The 20,972-nt window shown below is 60.9% G+C and carries 19 protein-coding genes; 8 read left to right on the top strand and 11 right to left on the bottom strand.

Translation table 11 applies throughout. The annotated features are described in order from the left end of the window. Window positions 1-175: 175 nt before the first annotated feature. From ribB to ACSQ3F_RS01335, 3 genes are all read right to left on the bottom strand, one after another. Window positions 176-1,276: a 3,4-dihydroxy-2-butanone-4-phosphate synthase gene (gene ribB / locus ACSQ3F_RS01345; RefSeq protein ID WP_436098557.1), complete on the bottom strand. Its 1,101-nt coding sequence runs from the start codon at window positions 1,274-1,276 to the stop codon at window positions 176-178. Window positions 1,277-1,293: 17 nt separating this feature from the next. Then, a complete protein-coding gene (aroC, locus tag ACSQ3F_RS01340) occupies window positions 1,294-2,391 on the bottom strand; it encodes a chorismate synthase (protein WP_436098556.1) in 1,098 nt (365 codons plus the stop codon). Window positions 2,392-2,548: 157 nt separating this feature from the next. Beyond that, window positions 2,549-5,263: a bifunctional diguanylate cyclase/phosphodiesterase gene (locus ACSQ3F_RS01335; protein WP_436098555.1), complete on the bottom strand. Its 2,715-nt coding sequence runs from the start codon at window positions 5,261-5,263 to the stop codon at window positions 2,549-2,551. Window positions 5,264-5,515: 252 nt separating this feature from the next. Here ACSQ3F_RS01335 and ACSQ3F_RS01330 point away from each other — a divergent pair, with 252 nt between their 5' ends. Continuing rightward, entirely contained in the window at window positions 5,516-5,776 is a 261-nt protein-coding gene (locus ACSQ3F_RS01330) for a DUF1344 domain-containing protein (protein ID WP_436098554.1), read from the top strand. A gap of 54 nt (window positions 5,777-5,830) precedes the next feature. On the opposite strand, the gene ACSQ3F_RS01325 is transcribed toward ACSQ3F_RS01330, so the two are convergent. The 4 genes from ACSQ3F_RS01325 to ACSQ3F_RS01310 all read right to left on the bottom strand — a co-directional run bounded on the left by ACSQ3F_RS01325 (window position 5,831) and on the right by ACSQ3F_RS01310 (window position 9,339). Then, the gene (locus tag ACSQ3F_RS01325; RefSeq protein ID WP_436098553.1) at window positions 5,831-6,415 is read right to left on the bottom strand and encodes a histidine phosphatase family protein; all 585 of its coding nucleotides are present in this window, start codon (window positions 6,413-6,415) and stop codon (window positions 5,831-5,833) included. Between the two features lie 93 nt (window positions 6,416-6,508). Continuing rightward, the gene (fabI, locus tag ACSQ3F_RS01320; RefSeq protein WP_436098552.1) at window positions 6,509-7,327 is read right to left on the bottom strand and encodes an enoyl-ACP reductase FabI; all 819 of its coding nucleotides are present in this window, start codon (window positions 7,325-7,327) and stop codon (window positions 6,509-6,511) included. 227 nt (window positions 7,328-7,554) lie between these two features. Further along, the gene (locus tag ACSQ3F_RS01315; RefSeq protein WP_436098551.1) at window positions 7,555-8,655 is read right to left on the bottom strand and encodes a DnaJ C-terminal domain-containing protein; all 1,101 of its coding nucleotides are present in this window, start codon (window positions 8,653-8,655) and stop codon (window positions 7,555-7,557) included. A gap of 231 nt (window positions 8,656-8,886) precedes the next feature. After that, a complete protein-coding gene (locus ACSQ3F_RS01310; protein ID WP_436098550.1) occupies window positions 8,887-9,339 on the bottom strand; it encodes an RT0821/Lpp0805 family surface protein in 453 nt (150 codons plus the stop codon). Here ACSQ3F_RS01310 and pdxH point away from each other — a divergent pair. Further along, window positions 9,239-10,084, top strand: coding sequence for a pyridoxamine 5'-phosphate oxidase (gene pdxH / locus ACSQ3F_RS01305; protein ID WP_436098549.1), 846 nt, complete (start codon window positions 9,239-9,241; stop codon window positions 10,082-10,084). The genes ACSQ3F_RS01310 and pdxH overlap by 101 nt on opposite strands. Window positions 10,085-10,117: 33 nt before the next feature. On the opposite strand, the gene ACSQ3F_RS01300 is transcribed toward pdxH, so the two are convergent. From ACSQ3F_RS01300 to ACSQ3F_RS01285, 4 genes are all read right to left on the bottom strand, one after another. Beyond that, complete coding sequence (locus tag ACSQ3F_RS01300; RefSeq protein WP_436098548.1) at window positions 10,118-11,050, bottom strand: EamA family transporter; 933 nt, start codon at window positions 11,048-11,050, stop codon at window positions 10,118-10,120. A gap of 559 nt (window positions 11,051-11,609) precedes the next feature. Next, window positions 11,610-12,641: a polysaccharide deacetylase family protein gene (locus ACSQ3F_RS01295; RefSeq protein ID WP_436102009.1), complete on the bottom strand. Its 1,032-nt coding sequence runs from the start codon at window positions 12,639-12,641 to the stop codon at window positions 11,610-11,612. 159 nt (window positions 12,642-12,800) lie between these two features. After that, a complete protein-coding gene (gene tldD, locus ACSQ3F_RS01290) occupies window positions 12,801-14,216 on the bottom strand; it encodes a metalloprotease TldD (RefSeq protein WP_436098547.1) in 1,416 nt (471 codons plus the stop codon). 283 nt (window positions 14,217-14,499) lie between these two features. Continuing rightward, window positions 14,500-15,039 (bottom strand): invasion associated locus B family protein, encoded by a 540-nt coding sequence (locus tag ACSQ3F_RS01285; protein ID WP_349437616.1) that lies wholly within the window; start codon window positions 15,037-15,039, stop codon window positions 14,500-14,502. 433 nt (window positions 15,040-15,472) lie between these two features. Between ACSQ3F_RS01285 and coxB the strand changes: the two genes are divergently transcribed. The 6 genes from coxB (at window position 15,473) to ACSQ3F_RS01255 (ending at window position 20,857) form a co-directional block, all read left to right on the top strand. Next, window positions 15,473-16,357 (top strand): cytochrome c oxidase subunit II, encoded by an 885-nt coding sequence (gene coxB, locus ACSQ3F_RS01280; protein WP_436098546.1) that lies wholly within the window; start codon window positions 15,473-15,475, stop codon window positions 16,355-16,357. 20 nt (window positions 16,358-16,377) lie between these two features. After that, a complete protein-coding gene (ctaD, locus tag ACSQ3F_RS01275; protein ID WP_436098545.1) occupies window positions 16,378-18,090 on the top strand; it encodes a cytochrome c oxidase subunit I in 1,713 nt (570 codons plus the stop codon). A gap of 106 nt (window positions 18,091-18,196) precedes the next feature. Beyond that, window positions 18,197-19,153, top strand: coding sequence for a heme o synthase (locus ACSQ3F_RS01270; protein WP_436098544.1), 957 nt, complete (start codon window positions 18,197-18,199; stop codon window positions 19,151-19,153). Further along, the gene (locus ACSQ3F_RS01265) at window positions 19,153-19,293 is read left to right on the top strand and encodes a hypothetical protein (RefSeq protein ID WP_436098543.1); all 141 of its coding nucleotides are present in this window, start codon (window positions 19,153-19,155) and stop codon (window positions 19,291-19,293) included. The genes ACSQ3F_RS01270 and ACSQ3F_RS01265 overlap by 1 nt, the downstream gene beginning before the upstream one ends. 12 nt (window positions 19,294-19,305) lie before the next feature. Beyond that, window positions 19,306-19,914: a cytochrome c oxidase assembly protein gene (locus ACSQ3F_RS01260; protein WP_436098542.1), complete on the top strand. Its 609-nt coding sequence runs from the start codon at window positions 19,306-19,308 to the stop codon at window positions 19,912-19,914. Window positions 19,915-19,978: 64 nt separating this feature from the next. Then, entirely contained in the window at window positions 19,979-20,857 is an 879-nt protein-coding gene (locus ACSQ3F_RS01255) for a cytochrome c oxidase subunit 3 (protein WP_436098541.1), read from the top strand. The last annotated feature ends 115 nt before the right edge of the window (window positions 20,858-20,972 follow it).

Raw genomic sequence — 20,972 nt, 5'->3', positions numbered from 1 at the left:
ATTCAGATAGATACTTTCCGCTGGCCGATGGAGCAAGCGGTGCAGGTGAGTTCGCGCCTGACCGGGATTGGTCGAAGTGCGAGCTCCGACGCCTCTCGCTAAGGGCCGCACAGAAGCGCGCCGTCACGGTAAAAAGACACCGGCACGCACAACCGGTGCCCTTTTTGCCGCGCGCTTAGAGGATCTCCGTCGCCGCGATCTGGATTCCAAAGCCCTCGAGGCCGACATAGTGGCGTTCGCGGGACGAGATCAGCTTGATCGAGGTGATGCCGAGATCTTTCAGGATCTGCGCGCCGAGGCCGATTTCCAACCATTCGCTTTCGCGTGCCTGCGCCTCATCATGGCCTTCGCGGTCATGTTTGCCCTTGCGGGCGGTCTGCGAGGCCCCGACGCCGACAGACCCTTCGCGCAGGTAGACGATGACGCCGCAGCCTTGTTCCGACATGCGTTTCATGATGGCATCGAGCGCGCAATCCTTGCCGAACACATCGGCCGCCACGTTTTCCAGATGTAGCCGCACCGGAATATCGACGCCGTCGCGGATGTCGCCGAAGATGATGGCGAGGTGCTGCATCGGGTCCCAGGGCAGGGAATAGGCATGGGCCTTGGCCTTGCCATAGGGCGTATCGACGTCGAACGTCGCCTCCAGTTCGATCAGCGTTTCCTTGCGCTGGCGGTAGGCGATGAGGTCGGCGACCGAAACCTCCTTCAGCCCATGCGTCTCGGCGAACGTGGCGACCTGGGGGCCGCGCATAACGGTGCCGTCGTCGTTGACGAGTTCGCAGATGACACCGATCGGCGGCAGGCTGGCGAGCTTGCAGAGATCAACGGCGGCTTCGGTATGGCCCGAACGCATCAGGACGCCGCCTTCGCGGGCGACCAGCGGGAAGATATGGCCGGGGCGGACGAAATCGGACGGGCCGACATTCGGATTGGCGAGGTTGCGCACCGTCAGCGTCCGGTCGTCGGCAGAGATGCCGGTGGTCGTGCCGTGCTTGAAATCGACGGTCACGGTAAAGGCGGTCGTATGGGCCGAATCGTTCTCTGCCACCATCGCGTTGAGGTTGAGGCGCTTGGCCTCTTCCTTCGGCATCGGCGTGCAGACGATTCCCGAGGTATGGCGGACGATGAAGGCCATCTTTTCCGGCGTGCAGTGAACGGCGGCGACGATCAGGTCGCCCTCGTTCTCGCGTCCGCCATCGTCGGTGACGACGACGATCTCGCCGGCCTCGAAGGCCCGGATGGCATCGGCAACGCGCTTCTGGTCAAAGGGCATGGGATTCTTCCTTGAAGTTACTTGAGGCGTCCGGTCTGGCCCCGGTCGCGCAGGTAGTGATCGGCGATCGTGCAGGCGACCATCGCCTCGCCGATCGGCACGGCACGGATACCGACGCAGGGGTCGTGGCGGCCCTTGGTGCGGACATCGACATTGTTGCCGTCACTGTCGATCGACTGCCGCTGGGTGAGGATCGAGGAGGTCGGCTTGATGGCGAAGCGGGCGATCACCGGCTGGCCGGTCGAAATGCCGCCCAGGATGCCGCCGGCATGGTTTGACAGGAAGATCGGCTTGCCATCATTGCCCATGCGCATCTCGTCGGCATTTTCCTCGCCGGTGATTTCGGCCGCGCCAAAACCGTTGCCGATCTCGACGCCCTTGACGGCATTGATCGACATCAGGTTGGAGGCGATGTCCTGGTCGAGCTTGGCATAGATCGGCGCGCCGATCCCGGCCGGAACGCCCTCGGTGACCACCTCGACCACGGCGCCGACCGAAGAACCGGCCTTGCGGATGCCGTCGAGATACTCTTCCCAGACGGGAACAATCGCCGGATCAGGAGCGAAGAACGGATTGTTGCCGACCTGCGACCAGTCCCAGTTGTCGCGGTTGATCTTGTGCTTGCCAATCTGCACCAGCGCGCCTCGCACCAGAAGTCCCGGCACGACCTTGCGGGCGAGGCCGCCGGCGGCGACCCGCGCCGCCGTTTCACGGGCCGACGAGCGCCCGCCGCCGCGATAGTCGCGGATGCCGTATTTGAGATCATAGGTGTAGTCGGCATGGCCCGGGCGATAGCTCTTGGCGATGTCGGAATAGTCCTTGGAGCGCTGGTCGGTATTCTCGATCATCATCGAGACCGGCGTGCCGGTGGTGATCATCGTCTCGCCATCGGCGTCCAGCATGACGCCGGAGAGCACCTTGACCAGATCGTCCTCGCGGCGCTGGGTGACGAAGCGAGACTGGCCGGGCTTGCGCTTGTCGAGCCAGGCTTGCAGTTCGGCGAGCGTGAAGCGGATGCCGGGCGGGCAGCCGTCGATGACGCAGCCGAGTGCGACCCCGTGGCTTTCGCCCCAGGTTGTAACGCGGAAAAGATGGCCGAAGGTGTTGTGCGACATGTCCAGAACCGATGTGTAAACCGCCGGCGTTCAAGGCGCCTGCATGCGACATTCATTCGGCGTGACTATTAGTGGGAAAATGCAGGAAAGGGAAAACCTTTCTGGCAAAATACGGCAATTGGCGCGTGAACAGTGTGTCTCGTCAGGGAGGGAACGGTCAGGACGCCAGTTGCAGGGCTTCGTTGGTGGCGAATGTGACGAATTTCTCGAAGGTCAGCGGCTTGGCGAAGGCATAGCCCTGCAGCAGATCGCAGCCGAGCAGCCCGAGCATCTCCGCATGCGCCATGGTCTCGACGCCTTCGGCCACGGTTTCGATACCGAGCGAGCGGCCGATCTCGATGATCGAGCGGATCAGCGCCTGCTCGCTGCGGGCCTTCAGAATAGGGGCGACGAGCTGCCGGTCGATCTTCAGCCGCTTCGGCTTGATCTTCAAAAGGCTGACGATCGAGGTGTGGCCGGTGCCGAAGTCATCGATCTCGATATCGATGCCGAGCTTCTTGATACCCTCGATATTGGTCGTGACGATGTCGTCGCTCTCATCGAGGAAAATCGACTCCACCAGTTCAAAGGACAGCTGGCCCGGCTTGAACGAAAGGCCCTGCAGCGAATTCAAGAGCGTGTCGTCGCTCAATCGCTTGGCCGAGACATTGACGGAGACCTTCGGCACGTCGATACCCATCGCAGCCCATCGCATGGCATCGATCAGCGCCCGGTCAAGGACGATCCGGTCGAGCGTGGCGACGACGTTGAGCTCTTCGGCAATGCCAAGGAATTTATCGGGCGTCAGAACGCCGTCGCGCGGATGGTTCCAGCGGATCAGCGCTTCGACGCCGGAAAGGCGCAGCGTTCCCGCCTCGAACTGCGGCTGGTACCAGGCGATGAACTGGTTCTTCTCGATGCCTTCGAGGATTTCGTCTGCGATGCGCTTGGTGGTGACGATCTCCGCCTGCAGCGCTTCGGTGAAGAATTCGCAGCGACTGCGGCCGTTTTCCTTGGCCCGGTAGAGCGCGATATCGGCATTGACCAGAAGCTGCCGTTCGTCGATCGCCATGTCGCCGGCAACCGCAATGCCGATCGAGACACCGAAGCGGCAGGGGAAGCCGTTGTAGTCGACCGGTTGGCGCATCTCGGCGATGATGCGTTCCGAGAGGCTCGAGAGAGAGTCCTTGCCCGGCGGGTCGGCGACCAGGACGACGAACTCGTCGCCGCCAATGCGGGCAACCATGTCGCCAGCCCGCACATTGGAGCGGAGGATTTTCGATGCATGCACCAGCATCGCGTCGCCCGCTGCATGACCGAGCGTGTCGTTGATCTGTTTGAAGCGGTCGAGGTCGATATGCAGGATGGCGATGTTCTGCAGGCCATCCTTGCGCGCAGCCGACAGCGTTTCCAGTTCCTTGTCGAGCATGCGGCGATTGCCAAGCCCGGTCAGCGGATCGTGCAGCGCATTATGCTCGATGCGGTCCTTGGCCTCGGCGAGCTCGCCGTTCTTGGCTTCCGCCATCGCCTTCGCGGTTCTGAGCTGCTCGGTCATCAGCACGTCGTCGGTGACGTCCCAGCTGATGCCGGTAATCTTCGCCTTGCCGTCGGCGCCGGCATGCGTCGAGCCGACATTGCGCACATGGCGGACTTTGCCGTCCGGCATGACGATACGATATTGCGAACGGTATTCGAGGTCTTCGTCCAGCGCCTTGAACAAGGTGAGCGAGGCCGTGGTGATGTCGTCGGAATGAACGGTCCGCCGCCAATCGGCGTAGCTTGGTGCGCCATCGCCGGGCGGCATGCCGTGCAGATGATACATGCGCTCGTCCCAGGAACGATGCTGCGTGTCGAGGTCGATCTCCCAGATGCCGATCTTGGAGGATTCGAGCGCCAGATTGAGCCGGTGCGATACGGTCAGAAGCTCCCGTTCGCGGGATCGCAGCGTGGCCATGTTGCGCTGGCGTTCGTTGACGAGGCCGCCGGCCAGCAAAATCGGAACGATCACGATCGCGGCTGCGACGAGAACGGTGATGTCCAGCCAGGTGCTGTTGTCCGGCTCCTGCGCCCAGCCACTGGCCGGGATCGCTGCCAGTTCCCAGCTGCCGCCCGGGAGATCGAGCTGGCGGATGACCGGTGATTTCTCGAAGATATAGGTGTCGCCGAAGAAGGCATCCTGGATGTTGTCTTTCACCGAGACATCGCGGATCGCCAGCTGGATCCCGATGGGACGGCGGCCGTCATCGGTCTCGTCCTCCTGTGTTCCAGCCCCCATCAGCCGCGCGCTGCCGTAAATCTCCTTTTCGTCGATGACCGCTTCCATGAAACCCCAGAAGGCCACCGTTTCGTTGCTCTTGGTGAAGACAGGAGAGAAAAGGTTGAAGCCCGTGCGGCCGCTCGGCAGTCTCACCGGGCCGGCGATGATCGGCTTTGCCTTCGATTGGGCGCGATCGACGGCGACCCTGGAGGAGCGGAATTTCTTGAAATCAGTGCCGATCATCCGCTCGTTTCCGACGAGCGGAAACGTCATGCGGATAACGGCGTCGGGCGCGGCGCTGACACGCACCATTTGGGGATTCTGCAGGAGCAGCTTGGTCGCCAACTGGTCGAAAACCGGTTGCGGCATGTCGGGGGCGACGGAGAAATTATTGGCAAAGCCGCGAAGGGCGGTGATGTTGTTGTTGATCTCGCTCTGCAGCCGGGTGGAGATCAGGTTGAGCTCGCTCTCGACGTTGCTCTTCAGTTCGCTGTGGAAGTTTTGACGGTTCTGCTCTTTAAAGAAATAGCCACCGGTGAAGACGACGGCAGCGGCGATGACGGCGGGAAAAAGCGACGGTTTCGCCAGCCTCGCGAGCGTCCAGGCGCGGTGACGGATTGTAGCGCTTTTGGTCAACGTTCAAGAACCCCATATTCCCCGGCATGACGGTAAACATGGAGTCTTAAGATTGGCTTTAGAGGCTGATCCTGCTATCAAATCCGCGCTTCGCCGATCGGATGGGGTACGTCGGTCAAGATTTGGTCCGCCATGAAAATTTCAGATCGGCTAAACTTTTAAAAGTCATGGCAACGGGCAATTTTTGCCACAATCAGGGGTCAAACAATGGGCAGTATGAAATTGAATGAATCACTGAAGAGGGCAAGAAAGATGCGTTTCATCGTTGCCGCATTGATGACCGCAGCCGGGTTCTTTTCGCCACTCGCTGCATTTGCCGAAAGCGCGGATGTCGAAGCTGTGATTACCAGCGTCGATACCGACAAGCTGAGCCTTTCCCTGGATGACGGCAAGAGCTACCAGGCGCCCGAGGAATTCAACTTCGATGGCCTCAAGGAAGGCGTCAAGGTTCTGGTGTTCTACACCGAAGTCGATGGCAAGCGCGTCATCAACGATCTGGAAATTGTTCAGTAATTTCCGTTGCTTCCGTCGTGATCCGATGCTTTCGCCGTGACGGCGAAAGCTTTCTCAAAGCCAGCCGATCGCGCCGTTTTCAATCTTCAAGATCCTGTCCTGAGGAATGGCGCCAAGGGCTGCTTCCTCGGCTTCCATCGCGCCGCACATCTTGAACAGCGTGCGGATCACGCCGCCATGGCTGACGCAGATTGTGGGGGCGCAAACGCTGGAAAGCCAGGCGCCGACGCGCCATGAGAGGATCTCGTAACTCTCGGCATCCGGGCCTGGCGGGATGAAATCCCATTTGGACAGTTCGCGCTCGGCCACGCGCTCGGGCATCTCCAGTTCCAGCTCTGCCAGTGTATAGCCTTCCCAATCGCCGAAGGAGACTTCTTTCAGCCTCTCATCCGTGCGGTAGCCGGAACGGGCAAGGCCCATGGCTTCCCGCGCCAGTTCCATGGTCTCGCGGGTCCGATGGAGCGGGCTTGCGACGAAATCGAAATTTTCCGCTTGCCTGCCGAGAAGAGAAAAAAGCGCCCGGCCATTGCCGCTCGCCTGCCGTCTGCCGGTGTCGTTGAGGGGTATGTCCTTCTGCCCCTGGAGGCGGATCTGCGCATTCCAGTCGGTTTGTCCGTGACGGATCATGTAAATGAGCACGGATCAACTCCGGGGCAGGGGTATGCAATTTTCTATGCAAGACAGACCGGGGCTTCAAGCTTGAGCCAAGCCCCGGAATTCATTCGTGTCGCGTCAGTCCTTGGCGACGGCGATGTCAGGCGCGTCGACAGCCTTCATGCCAACGACGTGATAGCCGCTGTCGGCGTGATGCACTTCGCCGGTCACCGAACGGGAGAGATCGGAGAGCATGTAGAGGCCGACATCGCCCACTTCCTCGATGGTGACGGTACGGCGCAGTGGCGCGTTGTACTCGTTCCACTTGAGGATATAGCGGAAGTCGCCAATGCCGGAAGCGGCCAGCGTCTTGATCGGCCCGGCGGAAATCGCGTTCACCCGGATGTTCTTCGGGCCGAGGTCGACGGCCAGATATTTGACGCTGGCTTCAAGGGCTGCCTTGGCAACGCCCATGACGTTGTAGTTCGGCATGACCTTCTCGGCGCCGTAGTAGGTCATCGTCAGCAGAGAGCCGCCATCGGTCATCAGCTTTTCGGCCCGGCGAGCGACCGAGGTGAACGAGTAGACGGAGATCTGCATCGTCATCGCGAAGTTCGCTGCTGACGTGTCGACATAGCGGCCGGTCAGTTCGTCCTTGTCGGAAAAGCCGATCGCATGCACGACGAAATCGATCTTTCCCCACAGTTTTTCGAGGTTGTCGAACACGGCATCGATCGTGGATTCGTCACTGACGTCGCAATGGCCGGCCATGACCGCGCCAAGTTCCTCAGCCAGAGGTTCTACCCGCTTCTTCAACGCGTCGCCCTGGTAGGTGAAAGCCAGTTCGCCGCCCTGCGCATGAATTGCCTTGGCAATACCCCATGCGATCGACCGGTTGTTTGCGACGCCCATGATAAGGCCGCGTTTACCTTTCATCAGACCGGATGTTTGCGACATGCCGTTATGCCCCCAATATTGCCTCTGTTTCCGTCAGCCGTTGCTGGTTGGAAATTCCGCATCGTTAAACCTGCCGGAACCATGCGCCGCCTCGTGGCCGCGCCGGTCCTGAATTTTCGAGCATTGGCTATGGCATAGCCGCCATTGTGGTTCAAGCGTGGTGCGGATCAGGAACTGTTAGTCCCGGTAATAATGGGTCAGCGTCCACCGGGATTGTCGTAAAAACGTTACAAATACAGTCCGTTGCGCAGGCTGCGCATGAGATCGGTGACTTTTTCGTCCGGCTTTTCCCACAGCATAAGCCGCAACTCGACCAGCAGATCGCCGCGTTTGCCATCGGCAGACGGCAGTCCGTGGCCTTCAAGACGGATGACATGGTCCGAGCCGGACCAGGCCGGAATTGTCACCCTGACCGGGCCCGTCAGGGTTTCCACCGCCGTCTCGCATCCGAGCACGGCGTCCTGGATGTTGACCGGCAGCGTCGTGCGCAGGTCGATACCATCCGGTCGGAAGGCGCCGTCCTGGGCAATACGGACGGTCACGACGACGTCGCCGCGCAGCATGCCGTTCAGCCGGTAGCCCTGTTCCTTGAGACGAATGACGCTGCCGTCGCTCGTGCCGGCGGGCAGGCTGACCTTCAGGGTCTGACCGTCGGGCAGCGTTGCCGTTGCCTTCTCGCGACGAAAAATGTCCTCGACCGAGACGGTGACGTCACAGAAGATTTCCGGCACCTTGTCGGCGGTCTTGTTCGCGGCGCCACGAATGCGCCGGACGATGGCCGAGACCAGTTCGGCGGCAGGCGCTGCAGCGCGGGGAAAACCGCCGAAGCTTGCCGGTTTTTCCGCTGTTTCCGCTTTCGCTTCCGGCTTTGCGTCGGGTTCGGATATAGCCTCGCCTTTTGGTTCCGCTTTCGCTTCCGGCTTCGGCTCGACCTTGGCTTGCGGTGCGGCAGCGGCCGGCTTTCTCTCCTGCGGCTTGGCGGTCTCCTGAGGCTTGCCGCGAGTGTCAGTGCCGAAGATGCGCGAAATCATCTCCTCGGCCGTTTCCAGATCGACGGTTTCTTCGTCGGTGGCGCCGCGGCTCTTGCGCTTCATTTCTTCCATGCGGCGCAGTTCTGCCTCGCGGCGCGCATAATCGTAGCGGTTGCGCAGCTTCGGGTCCTTCAGCACCTCATAGGCGCGGCCGGCTTCGGCAAAGCGTTGGGTCGCCAGCGGATCGTCCTTGTTCTGGTCGGGATGCACGGCCTTCGCCATCGCCCGCCAGGCGGCCTTGATCTCGTCCGGTCCGGCATTGCGTCTGACGCCGAGCACTGAATAGGGATCACGCATGCATGTCACCGTTCTTGAGGGCCGAGGCACCGCATCCAGCGGTTCGTTTCAGCCTGTTGAAACAACGAGGAAACCGCGCCACGCCGGGCACGCTCCTGATGGTTGCGATGATGAGAAGCGGCTGCTTAAATATCGGTTAGCCGGTAGGCCGGAATGGCATAGTGCGGGCTTGGGTCGCGCGGCTTTGTCGAAGCGTGGTTAATGGCAGGTAGCGGAATTTGGCAGTTTGGCTTAGCCGCGCGGGCCGAAACTGGTGAGATACCATTCGCCGGTTCCAAGCATGCAGGTCTTGCCGTCGAAGTTGGCGATGCCCTGGTAGGAATGGCGGGTCGTGGTAAAACTGCGGCAGACGGTGCCGTTCACCTCTTCCTCGGCGATGCTGCTGATGACGCCGGCGCTGCCGGAGCTTGCATTCGCCCAGGGGATCGGGTTTCCGGTCATCTTCGTCACATCGGCGGAGGATACTGCATTGCGCACGGTAATGGCGTCGGCGTTATCCTCGTCATCGCTCGGCTGCGGCACGGAGCCGGTGGCAACGGTCCTGTCGACATCGGAGGAGCCCGCAAGGCCAAGGCCGGCCCCCATGCATCCCGACAGGGCGCCTGCGGCGATACACAGAGCGGCCATACCCATCACCCGGGAGAAAACCTTTGTGTCCTTGATCCACTTTGCTATGTCTTGCACGGCATACCTGTCAGACTCGAAAGAGCAGCTTCGAGGTCCAAGGACGCATCGGCAGGCTCTGACACTTTTTCGCGGCGGCGGGGCCCTCGGGCTCTATCGCCACATCACGGCATTGGAAGACAATATGAGCGAGACTGGGTTAACAACTGGTGACTTCACGGAAGAGAACGAGCCCTTTTCCCTTTTTGGCACATGGCTGAAAGAGGCGCAGGCATCGGAGATCAACGATCCCAATGCCGTGGCACTGGCAACTGTGGATGCCGATGGCCTGCCGGATGTGCGCATGGTTCTTTTGAAGGACTTCGATCAGCACGGCTTCGTGTTCTACACCAATTTCGAGAGCCGCAAGGGCCAGGAAATCCTCGGCAACATGAAGGCTGCGATGTGCTTTCACTGGAAGACCTTGCGCCGTCAGGTGCGTGTGCGCGGTCCCGTCGAGATCGTCAGCAACGAAGAGGCGGATGAATATTTCAAGACCCGCGCCCGCGGCAGCCGCATCGGCGCCTGGGCGTCGAAACAATCGCGGCCGCTCGAAAGCCGCTTCGCGCTGGAAAAGGCCGTGGCCGAATACACCGCCCGCTACGTCATCGGCGAAATCCCGCGCCCGGACTACTGGTCCGGTTTCCGGATCAAGCCGACGTCGATCGAATTCTGGAAAGACGGCGCCTTCCGCCTGCACGACCGCATCGAGTTCCGCCGCGATACCCCGCAGGGCAACTGGAGCAAGGTCAGGATGTATCCCTGATCACCGCCGGGCTTAGAAGAGAGCGACGTGTCGTCATTCACGAAAGGATTTTAGTCGCTTGGCGGCCGGCGTTTGGAAAAACGCTTCCAGTTGAGGGGTCCACACGTTGATGGCCAGTGCGGTTACGACGAGAAACGAAGCCACGACATCGACCACGCCGTGTTGCTCGCCGAGGAACACGGAGGCGGATACCAGACCAAACAACGGAATGAGAAGTGCAAATGGGGCTACCGCGACGGTCTGGTAACGTTGCAGCATATTTCCCCACACACCGTACGCAAAAATCGTCGAAAGAAGACCCGTATAGAGTATAGCGCCGATGCCGCGCCAACTCATGTCAACCAGCGAGATTTTGATAGCGGGCCAGCCATCCAGAGCCAGGGAAAGAAGGATAAGCGGAACAGGAGGGATCAGGCTGATCCATACCATCAGGTGCATCATGTTTGTCTTTGGCATCTTCTTCATCATGAGGTTTGCGACACCCCACGACAATGCGCCGGCAAGAATGAACATGAGCGCGGAGACCTTGTCGAAGCTACCGCGCTCGGATGCAATGAGAGCAATGCCAAAGAATCCAATTACGATGGCAAACCAGTTCAGTGGACGAGGACGTTCGCCGAGCAAGGCAACTCCCAGCACCACGGTGAAGAAGACCTGCGACTGCATGACGAGCGATGCAAGCCCCGCTGGCATACCTGCGTGAATGCCGACGAACAGAAAGGCAAAGAGAAGGATGCCAAGTACCACGCCAAGGCCTACCAGGTCGCGCAGACGCACTGCTGGGCGCGGAACAAGGAAGACAGCCGGCAATGCGCAGACGAGGAAACGAAGGGCAGAAAACAGAAGGGGCGGGAAACTGTTCAGTCCGACAGCAATCACCACGAAGTTGAACCCCCAGACAAACGCGACCAGAATCAGCAGGCCGGTATCCGCCAATGAAAGTCTGCCACCTTCGCTTTTCAACATCGCTATATTCCTCAAATTGACCCGACCGCGCGCGCGGTCGGGTCTGCCGGTCTCTATTCGGCGGCCGCTATTTTCTGGGGAGCGCTCACCGGCTCGCGGCCGTAGCCGCCGCCGATAACGACCGTGCGGCCTGGAATGGCTTCGAAGACGCTTTCGGGAACGCCGTATGCGGTTATTTTACCTAAGGTAGTAAAATGTTAATTTCTGCATGCATAGGTTAATTTAACTGGATCAATTGCTCACATTCAAACGAATTCAATTGATGTCAAACATCAATGGCGCTTAACTATTCGGCATGCTCGATGCCCCGTGACCCTGCCATTCCTCGATATTTGTCTGCTACAGTCGAGCGGAACCTTCAGCGCGTCGGCAGTTAAGGCGCTCGCTGCTGAAATTCGAGCGGATCTCAGCGTGGGAACTGCCTCAACGCCTTTGCGGGTCTTGAGCCGACGGCCGAAATTGTAGGCCGCGTCGTGGCGCTCCCATGTAAAATCTGCCCCATAGCGAATCCCTCCGTGCCTGTGAGAAGATTGCACCATCAAAGTCGGGGATCAAACAGCTAGCTGCCTCCCGTCAGCCTGAACGGCGTCCCGGAGGCGAGCGCGCTGACATAACCCGCCTTCTGGAAGTGACCGTTCAGCGAGATGCGGGGCAGTGCGGCTGTTTCAATGCCATCGGCCAGCGTGCCCGGCTGCGTGGTAACGGCGGTTGTGAAGCCGAGTTCTTTCGCCGTCCGGTGATCGCGTTGCGAAACGGTTCCCCTGTAGCCATAGGGATAGGCAAACGACGCCGGCCGGCGGCCGGTGATCCGCTCGACGCGCATGGCCGACCGTTCCATCTCGGTTCGCACGGCATCGTCGGTCAGGCGCGCCAGGGCGCGATGCGTGATCGTGTGGGCGCCGAGGCTGGCCAGAGGGTTTTCAATGAGTTTCCGGAGGCCGGCTTCATCCAGCGTGAGGTCAGCCGTCAGCTTCAGTGCATCGACGCCCTGAAGACTGGCCATGGCCTTCAGCCGCTCCACGGCCGTCGTTTCGTCGATCGCATGGATGAAGGCGGCGATGCGATCGAAGGCGGCCTGCTTCTGCTGCAGCGTCGCGGCTGGCAGCGTCTCGATCTCCGTGTCGAATTGGAACTTGAGGTTCGTCTGCCGCTCCAACAGGCTGGCCAGCACTTCCCACCAGAGAATTTCGGTTCGATCGATAAAACCGCCGGCGACGAAGACGGTGAAGGGCACGCCATGCCTGGAGAAGACCGGGGCCGCGTAGTCGAGATTGTTGCGATAACCGTCGTCGAGCGTGAACGCCGCAACTGGCTGGAGATCGTTCGAGGTGAGGTGAGCGGGCAGCGCGTCGAGCGCAATGAACCGGTAGCCGTCGCGCTTCAGCCGGGTGATCGCCGTGTCGAGAAAGTCCGGCGTGATTTCCAGATGGGCATTGGGGTCGAACACACGGGGCTTTTTCGGGCGGACGTGATGAAGCGTGAAGATCGCGCCGCGCCCGCGCGCGCGCCGCATCAGGCCGGTGGCATTCGCCAGCCGCGCGGCTTCGAGCCCCCCGGTAATGGCGGCGCGTTTGACGAATTTTCGCAACATGGCTTTCACGGGCTTTTCCGACGCTTGGCGATCGAGTTTCGACGACCGGACTGTAGCGGCAGCGGCGTTAACACCGGTTGAATCCGCGACGGATGGCGGGCACATCGGCAACAGTGGCGCGGGTGATGATGATCTGAGCTGCGGTGGCGGGGCCTGCCGTCAGGCCTGCGTGCCGCCGACGGTCATCTCATTCATGCGCAGATGCGGCTGGCCGACGCCGACAGGCACCCACTGGCCGCCCTTGCCGCAATTGCCCATGCCGGTATCGAGCTTCATGTCGTTGCCGATCATGGTGATGCGCTGCATCGCGTCCGGCCCGTTGCCAATCAGCATGGCACCCTTGACCGGCGCGCCGATCTTGCCGTTATCGATCAGATAGGCCTCGGTGCAGCCGAAGACGAATTTGCCCGAGGTAATATCGACCTGGCCGCCGCCGAAGGAGACGGCATAGACGCCCTTCTTAACCGAGGCGATGATTTCTTCGGGCGTCTTGTCGCCGGAAAGCATATAGGTGTTGGTCATGCGCGGCATCGGTACATGCGCGTAGGATTCGCGCCGTCCGTTGCCGGTCGGCTTCATGCCCATCAACCGGGCGTTCTGGCGGTCCTGCATGTAACCAACGAGCTTGCCGTCATCGATCAGCACGTTGTAGCCCGACGGTGTGCCCTCGTCGTCGATAGTCAGCGACCCGCGCCGGGCCTCGATCGTGCCGTCATCGACGACGGTCACGCCCTTGGCGGCGACCGTTTGGCCCATCAGTCCGGCAAAGGCCGATGTCTTCTTGCGATTGAAATCGCCCTCGAGCCCGTGGCCGACGGCTTCATGCAGCATCACGCCCGGCCAGCCGGAAGAAAGAACCACATCCATGGTTCCGGCCGGCGCGTCGATGGCGGTCAGATTGACCAGCGCCTGCCGCAGGGCCTCATCGGCGCCGCGCTGCCAGTTGTCGGTGGCGACGAAATCGCCGAAGCCGCGCCGGCCGCCGACGCCGTAGGTTCCCGATTCCTGCCGGTCGCCTTCGCCGACGACGACGGAAATGTTGAGGCGCGTCATCGGCCGGATGTCGTGCATGCGCTCGCCGTCCGCGCGCAGGATATCGACCACCTGCCAGCTGGCAGCGATCGAGGCCGTCACCTGCCGTACCTTCGGGTCCTTGGCCCGCAGATAGGCGTCGATCTCGGCAAGCAGCGAAACCTTGGCCTCGAAGCTCGGTTCGCCGATCGGGTTCTCCTCGCCGTAGAGGCGTCTGTTGGTGCGTTGCGGAGCCGCCGCATAGGTGCCGGAATAGCCGCGGGTCACCGCGCCGACCGCATCGGCCGCCCGCTTCAGGGCGACAAGCGAAAGATCGCCCGCATGCGCATAGCCGACCGCTTCCCCGGCAACGGCGCGCAGGCCAAATCCCTGATCGGTATTGAAGCTGCCGCCCTTCAGGCGGCCATTGTCGAAGGACAAAGTTTCCGACTGGCTGTGCTCGATGAACAACTCGCCGTCATCGGCGCCGGAAAGCGTCTGCGCCAGCACCTCGCGCACGGCCGCCTCGTCGCTGTCGAACAGTTTGATGAGATCGGTGTTCATGGGCGAGGCTCCTTGATGGTCGGCGTGCGCTCTATTTAGGGGGCGGAGGAGGGAGGGGCAAGTGCGGTGCAGAGTTGCGGCTATTATTGCTGGGAGAGCTTACGCCCCTCTGTCGGCTTTGCCGACATCTCCCCCACAAGGGGGGAGATTAGCCGCGACGCTGCTGCCCACCTAACACGGAGCCACGAATGGAAAAGAACGATCTCCCCCCTTGTGGGGGAGATGTCAGCGCAGCTGACAGAGGGGGGTAAACCCTCAGCGAGCGCGATAGACGCTCACCGCCTCAAGGCAGAGCGTCATATCCCTCGCCGAAGCCCTTGAGGTCGACCGGGATGCCGATGCCTTCTTCCGGCGACTGGAAGACGATGAACGTGGCGGTCGCGCCGTTGCGGAATGTCTTCAACAGTTCTTCTTCCAGAACCACTTCCGCATAGCAGCCGTCGGAGAAGCAGCGGACGAAATAGGCGCGGCCGATATCCTTGCCATCGACATTGAGGCCGAGGCCGTTCGGCAGCAGAACGCCGAGCGGCGCAAGCACGCGCAGGATCTTCGCCTTGCGGTCGGCGGTCTTCAAGACGACGACCGACAAGCCGACTTCCGGACGATCCTCGGCAATGACGTTCTGCATGAGCGCGCATTGCTCGGCAGTTGCCCCTGCCGGTTGATCGCAGACGATCGACCACGCGCCATGGTTCGACTTTACAGTACCCGGTGTACCTGGCTGTTGCGCTCCCGGCTGCTGGGCCGCTGCCGTATAAGATAGAAGAGTGGCGGCAAGTCCGAACGCCGCGATTGGCAGCCGGGAAAGGAGGGACAGGCCCATGTAAACCTCAAACTTAAGAATCAGTCCGGCTATTCTTGAAGTGCGTACACGCAAATGAAAAGCCCCGGCCCGGTACATTCCAGTCCGGTGTGGCGGAAATGGGGCTCTTGCAGGACGTGCAGACGGCAAAGCCGGTGGTGAAGCCGCTATATATAAGAGGACATCCGTGTAGTGCCGGCTGTCTTTAATATGGTATAGGTCCGGCATCGACGTGAAATGCCGATGGTGCCGGTGCGGTCTTCTCCGCCGTACCTTCGGAACAGCCGCATCGCTTAAGAGCCTGTGCGAAAAGCATGCTTTGCGCAAAAATGCCGCATGGGCTTGAATGGACAGATGTTGCGGCGCTCATCAAACTGTGGTTTGAAGCGCTTCAGTATCGCAGGGATTCTGCGTTTTCGGTTTGATCCTGATCAAGCGCCCAGGGAGACATATTGTGAGAAACAAGGCTTATGCAGTTCTGGCATCGATTGCCTGTCTGCTTTTTGCTACGAACGCCTTTGCCGACAAGCCGGTCGCTTGGCAGACTACCTTTCAGCCGGCAGCAACGGGAATCATGGAAGAAATTACATGGTTCGAGCAGTATACGCTCTGGTTCATCATCCCGATCACGCTGTTCGTCCTCGCCCTTCTGATCTGGATCGTGGTCCGGTTCCGCGAAAAGGCCAACCCGGTTCCCTCCAGGACCAGCCATAATACGATGATCGAGATCGCCTGGACGCTCGGTCCGGTCATCATCCTGCTCTTCCTGGCCATCCCGTCCTTCCAGCTCCTGACCGCGCAGCTCACGCCGCCGGCAAATCCGGACCTGACGCTGAAGGCGACTGGCAACCAGTGGTACTGGTCCTACGAGTATGAAGTCGGCGAAAGCCCGCTCACCTTCGACAGCCTGATGATGAAGGAAGAAGACCGCGCTTCGCTCGGCAAGGAAGACAAGGCCGAATACCCGCGTCTGCTCGCTGTCGACAACGAAGTCGTCGTGCCCGTCGGCAAGACCGTCCGCGTTCTCGTGACCGCTGCCGACGTCATCCACGCCTTCGCCATGCCGGCGTTTGGCGTCAAGATCGATGCCGTTCCCGGCCGCCTCAACGAAACCTGGTTCAAGGCGGACCGCGAAGGTCTCTACTACGGCCAGTGTTCCGAGCTCTGCGGCAAGGACCATGCCTATATGCCGATCGCCATCCGTGTGGTCAGCGAAGACAAGTACAACACTTGGCTTGCCGCCGCCGCCACCAATATCGGTGACGCAAACAAGGCACTCATGGCTTCCATCGACGGCGCGGCAAAGACCGTAGACGTCGCTGCAAACGCCGCACAGTAATTCGAAGGGGAGCTCGACCCATGGCCGGAACAACCGCGCAACACGATCACCTTCATGACCATGCCCCGGGCGCCCATCAGGGGCATGGGCACGACCATGATCACGACCAGGCCCATAAGCCGCTGAGCTTCTTCCAGCGCTGGTTCCTCTCGACCAACCACAAGGACATCGGCACGCTGTACCTGATCTTCGCGATCTTCGCGGGCATCATCGGCGGCACGCTGTCGGTCTTCATGCGCGCCGAGCTGCAGGAGCCGGGCATCCAGATCTTTCACGGTCTGGCCCAGATGATGTACGGCTTCGAGCCCGATGCATCCATCGATGCCGGCAAGCATATGTTCAACGTCTTCACGACCGCCCACGCGCTGATCATGATCTTCTTCATGGTCATGCCGGCGCTGATCGGCGGCTTCGCCAACTGGATGGTGCCGATCATGATCGGTGCGCCGGACATGGCCTTCCCGCGCATGAACAACATTTCTTTCTGGCTGATCGTTCCGGCATTCCTGCTCGTGCTTCTGTCGATGTTCGTCGAAGGCCCGGCGGGTGCCTATGGTTCGGGCGGTGGCTGGACGGTCTATCCGCCCTATTCGACATCGGGCCAGCCGGGGCCGGCCATGGATCTGGTGATCCTCGGCCTGCACATTGCCGGCGCCTCCTCGATCCTCGGTGCGATCAACTTCATCACCACCATCCTCAACATGCGCGCTCCGGGCATGACGCTGCACAAGATGCCGCTGTTTGCCTGGTCGGTGCTGATCACCGCCTTCCTGCTTCTGCTGTCGCTGCCGGTTCTGGCAGGCGGCATTACGATGCTTCTGACCGACCGCAACTTCGGCACGGCCTTCTTCGCGCCTGAAGGCGGCGGCGACCCGATCCTGTTCCAGCACCTGTTCTGGTTCTTCGGTCACCCGGAAGTGTACATCCTGATCCTGCCCGGCTTCGGCATCGTCAGCCACATCGTCTCGACCTTCTCGAAGAAGCCGATCTTCGGCTACCTCGGCATGGCCTATGCCATGGTCGCCATCGGCGCCGTCGGCTTCATCGTCTGGGCGCACCACATGTACACGGTCGGCATGTCGCTCGACACGCAGCGTTACTTCGTCTTCGCGACGATGGTCATCGCTGTTCCGACGGGCGTGAAGATCTTTTCCTGGATCGCGACGATGTGGGGCGGCTCGATCCGCTTCACCACGCCGATGGTCTGGGCGATCGGCTTCATCTTCCTGTTCACCGTCGGCGGCGTCACGGGCGTTCAGCTCGCCAATGCCGGCCTCGACCGTTCGCTGCACGACACCTACTACGTGGTTGCCCACTTCCACTACGTTCTGTCGCTCGGCGCCGTCTTCGCGATCTTTGCTGCCTGGTACTACTGGTTCCCGAAGATGACCGGCTACATGTATTCGGAATTCCTCGGCAAGCTGCACTTCTGGGTGATGTTCGTCGGCGTCAACCTGGTGTTCTTCCCGCAGCACTTCCTCGGTCTTGCCGGAATGCCGCGCCGCTACATCGACTATCCGGATGCCTATGCCGGCTGGAACATGGTATCGTCCTACGGCTCCTACATCTCGGCCGTCGGCGTTCTGATCTTCCTCTTCTGCGTCTTCGAAGCCTTCGCCAGGAAGCGTGTTGCCGGCGACAATCCGTGGGGCGAGGGCGCGAACACGCTGGAATGGCAGCTGACATCGCCGCCGCCGTTCCACCAGTGGGAACAGCTGCCGCGCATCAAGTAAGCGCCGCTTTCAATCCGAAGCCGCCGGCAACGGCGGCTTCGCTCCACGCCGGGGAGGACCGGCAAGACGGCGCGGGATACGCGCCGGACGAATTCAAGGACAGGACATGAGGGTCATCGACAATCACGAGGCAATCGGCACGGAAGGCGGCGCCCGTCTTTCGGAAGCCACTGCGCGCGATTTCTTTGAGCTGTTGAAGCCACGCGTCATGTCGCTGGTGGTATTTACTGCGCTTGCCGGCATGGTGCTGGCGCCGGGCCACATCCATCCCTTCATCGGCTTTATCGCGATCCTCTGTATCGCCGTGGGCGCCGGAGCCTCCGGTGCCCTCAACATGTGGTACGACGCCGATATCGATGCGGTGATGACCCGCACGGCCAAGCGGCCGATCCCGGCGGGCAAGATCCTTCCGCACGAGGCGCTCGCCTTCGGCCTGACGCTTTCGGCCTTCTCCGTCTGCATTCTCGGCATCGTCGTCAACTGGCTGTCGGCCGGGCTGCTCGCCTTCACTATTTTCTTCTACGTCGTCATCTACACGATGTGGCTCAAGCGCTCGACGCCGCAGAACATCGTCATCGGCGGAGCCGCCGGCGCATTCCCGCCGATGATCGGCTGGGCCTGCGTGACGAACGGAATTTCGATCGAAAGCATCGTGCTTTTCCTGATCACTTTCCTCTGGACCCCGGCGCATTTCTGGGCGCTCGCGCTGTTCAAGATGCGCGACTATGGCGCAGTCGGCGTGCCGATGATGCCGAATGTCTGCGGCGAGGCGACGACCAAGAACCAGATCGTCATCTATGCGTTGCTGACGGCCGTCATCGGCGTCGTGCCGACCGCACTCGGCTTTGCGAGCACCATTTACGGCGCCTTCGCTGCCTGTCTTGGTCTCGGCTTCATCTGGTATTCGATCGGCGTTCACCGCATGCCGGAGGGCGACGAGAAGATGATCCCGGCCAAAAAGCTCTTTGCCTTCTCGATCCTTTATCTCTTCGCGATCTTCTCCGCGTTGATGGTCGATCATCTGATTGCCACGATGTGGCTCACTGTCGGAAAGGTTGCCTGATGGAACTCGTGAGACTGACGGACGCCCAGAAGAAATCGCGCCGTGGCCGCAACATCGCGCTCGGCGTCGTGCTCTTCGGTCTCGTTGCTGCCTTCTATGTCGTGACGCTGATCAAATTCAGCAGCGGCATGGTCCAGTAGGATCAAAAGATCATGACAACGGCGAACAAGGCAGACCAGAAGAAGGACCGGGCAAACGGCGTCATCGTCGCGTCCTGCCTCGCCTTCGTGCTCGGCATGGTCGGCATGGCCTATGCCGCCGTGCCGCTCTACGACATGTTCTGCAAGGTCACCGGCTACAACGGCACGACGAAGCGCGTCGAGCAGGCTTCCGACGTCATCCTCGACAAGACCATCAAGGTGACCTTTGACGCCAACACGGCACCGGGGCTGCCCTGGGACTTCAAGCCGGTCCAGCGCGAGATCGAACTGAAGATCGGCGAGACGGTGCAGGTTGAGTTCGAGGCGACGAACCTGTCGAAGAAGCCGACGACCGGTCAGGCGGTTTTCAACGTCACGCCGATGGCAGCCGGCGCCTATTTCAACAAGGTGCAGTGCTTCTGCTTTACCGAGACGACGCTGCAGCCCGGTGAAAAGATGGAGATGCCGGTGGTGTTCTTCGTCGATCCGGAGATCGTCAATACGGTCGAGACCAAGGGCATCAACACGCTGACGCTTTCCTACACGTTCTACGCCCGCGAACCGTCGAAGCCGATTGCCGGCCTGACGGTGAAGCCGGCGGAGACTGACAACAAACTTTGACAGATCACCGTTTTCGGCTAAGCCGGAAACGACGACACGAGAAAGACTTATCGGGGATTATCACATGGCCGGTGCGCATCAGAAAAACCACGACTACCACATCATCGACCCGAGCCCCTGGCCGCTTCTGGCCTCGATCGGTGCCTTCATCATGGCCTTCGGCGGCGTTGCCTACATGCGCTACCTGGCCGGTGGTTCGTTCAAGATGTTCGGCCTCGAGCTTGCCAACCCCTGGGTGTTCTTCATCGGTCTTGTCGTCGTGCTCTACACGATGTTCGGCTGGTGGTCGGACACGATCAAGGAAGCGCATGAGGGCCACCACACCCGCGTCGTGTCGCTGCATCTGCGCTATGGCATGATCATGTTCATCGCTTCGGAAGTGATGTTCTTCGTCGCCTGGTTCTGGGCCTTCTTTGACGCAAGTCTCTTTTCGGGCGAAGCCATCCAGGCAACGCGCACGGCCTTTACCGGCGGCGTCTGGCCGCCGAAGGGCATCGAGGTTCTCGATCCCTGGCACCTGCCGCTCTACAACACCGTGATCCTGCTGCTCTCGGGCACCTGCGTTACCTGGGCGCACCATTCGCTGTTGCACGACGACCGCAAGGGTCTTGTCAGCGGCCTGACGCTGACCGTGCTGCTCGGCATCCTGTTCTCGACCGTCCAGGCCTACGAATATGCCCACGCACCGTTCGCCTTCAAGGACTCGATCTACGGCGCGACCTTCTTCATGGCCACCGGTTTCCACGGTTTCCACGTTCTGGTGGGCACGATCTTCCTGCTCGTCTGCCTGCTGCGGGCGCTGAAGGGCGATTTCACCCCGAAGCACCATTTCGGCTTCGAGGCCGCCGCCTGGTACTGGCACTTCGTCGACGTGGTCTGGCTCTTCCTGTTCTTCTCGATCTACGTCTGGGGCGGCTGGGGCGCACCGCTCGCCCACGGCTGATCGGGTCGTCAACTGCGAAATCGAAAAGGCGGGTGCCAAGGCGCCCGCCTTTTTCATTGTTGGCAACGCTGCCTTACGGCGATGGATTTGTCCGGCACGCCGCTCGAATGAGCCC

This window comes from Pararhizobium sp. LjRoot238, assembly GCF_964252955.1.
Taxonomy (GTDB): domain Bacteria; phylum Pseudomonadota; class Alphaproteobacteria; order Rhizobiales; family Rhizobiaceae; genus Pararhizobium.
Note: the sequence above shows the minus strand (reverse complement) of the source record. Positions and strands in the feature narration are given on the sequence as shown.

What these genes read in the sequence shown, in the direction of transcription:
- ribB (WP_436098557.1), bottom strand. Translation starts at nt 1,276, where the DNA reads ATGCCCTTTGACCAGAAGCGCGTTGCCGATGCCATCCGGGCCTTCGAG.
- aroC (WP_436098556.1), bottom strand. Translation starts at nt 2,391, where the DNA reads ATGTCGCACAACACCTTCGGCCATCTTTTCCGCGTTACAACCTGGGGC.
- ACSQ3F_RS01330 (WP_436098554.1), top strand. Translation starts at nt 5,516, where the DNA reads ATGCGTTTCATCGTTGCCGCATTGATGACCGCAGCCGGGTTCTTTTCG.
- fabI (WP_436098552.1), bottom strand. Translation starts at nt 7,327, where the DNA reads ATGTCGCAAACATCCGGTCTGATGAAAGGTAAACGCGGCCTTATCATG.
- ACSQ3F_RS01315 (WP_436098551.1), bottom strand. Translation starts at nt 8,655, where the DNA reads ATGCGTGATCCCTATTCAGTGCTCGGCGTCAGACGCAATGCCGGACCG.
- pdxH (WP_436098549.1), top strand. Translation starts at nt 9,239, where the DNA reads ATGCATCCCGACAGGGCGCCTGCGGCGATACACAGAGCGGCCATACCC.
- ACSQ3F_RS01300 (WP_436098548.1), bottom strand. Translation starts at nt 11,050, where the DNA reads ATGTTGAAAAGCGAAGGTGGCAGACTTTCATTGGCGGATACCGGCCTG.
- ACSQ3F_RS01295 (WP_436102009.1), bottom strand. Translation starts at nt 12,641, where the DNA reads ATGTTGCGAAAATTCGTCAAACGCGCCGCCATTACCGGGGGGCTCGAA.
- tldD (WP_436098547.1), bottom strand. Translation starts at nt 14,216, where the DNA reads ATGAACACCGATCTCATCAAACTGTTCGACAGCGACGAGGCGGCCGTG.
- ACSQ3F_RS01285 (WP_349437616.1), bottom strand. Translation starts at nt 15,039, where the DNA reads ATGGGCCTGTCCCTCCTTTCCCGGCTGCCAATCGCGGCGTTCGGACTT.
- ctaD (WP_436098545.1), top strand. Translation starts at nt 16,378, where the DNA reads ATGGCCGGAACAACCGCGCAACACGATCACCTTCATGACCATGCCCCG.
- ACSQ3F_RS01270 (WP_436098544.1), top strand. Translation starts at nt 18,197, where the DNA reads ATGAGGGTCATCGACAATCACGAGGCAATCGGCACGGAAGGCGGCGCC.
- ACSQ3F_RS01265 (WP_436098543.1), top strand. Translation starts at nt 19,153, where the DNA reads ATGGAACTCGTGAGACTGACGGACGCCCAGAAGAAATCGCGCCGTGGC.
- ACSQ3F_RS01260 (WP_436098542.1), top strand. Translation starts at nt 19,306, where the DNA reads ATGACAACGGCGAACAAGGCAGACCAGAAGAAGGACCGGGCAAACGGC.
- ACSQ3F_RS01255 (WP_436098541.1), top strand. Translation starts at nt 19,979, where the DNA reads ATGGCCGGTGCGCATCAGAAAAACCACGACTACCACATCATCGACCCG.